Source organism: Erwinia sp. MYb416 (genome assembly GCF_037479575.1).
Lineage (GTDB): Bacteria > Pseudomonadota > Gammaproteobacteria > Enterobacterales > Enterobacteriaceae > Erwinia > Erwinia rhapontici.
Genome location: NZ_JBBGYT010000136.1, coordinates 467 through 811, shown reverse-complemented (window position 1 = coordinate 811; position 345 = coordinate 467). Strand labels below are relative to the sequence as shown.

Sequence of the window (345 nt, the reverse complement as noted above, 5' to 3'; positions counted from 1 at the left end):
GAGTGCCACGAAGTGTGCATCAATATGCTGTTGAAAAAAAATCGAAAAATCTTCGACAGTGCTTACTGGCGCTACGGATTTCCCCTCATCTGGCACAACAACCGCTGTTACCTGCCCGTCAGCATCCAGCAATAACAGCAGATCCTTTAGATCGGCAGGCAACAGGGTATCGTATAGTATGCGTGCAAATAACCAACCGCCGGAAAATAGCGACAAATAATGCTTACTCCACATGGAGGCAACGGCCGTGACGTCCTGCCGCTCCCAGCCATGCTGGTGGGCAAAGCCTTTAAGCTGCTGCGCGATAAATTCGTGCTGCAGCAGATGTGTGGCGGGAAGTAAGCG

1 protein-coding gene is annotated in these 345 nt (G+C 51.3%); it reads right to left on the bottom strand.

Going from position 1 to position 345, the window contains the following annotated elements; all coding sequences use genetic code 11:
* On the bottom strand, nt 1-345 hold a 345-nt coding region (locus WH277_RS01285), incomplete at both ends, for a hypothetical protein (protein ID WP_339503916.1).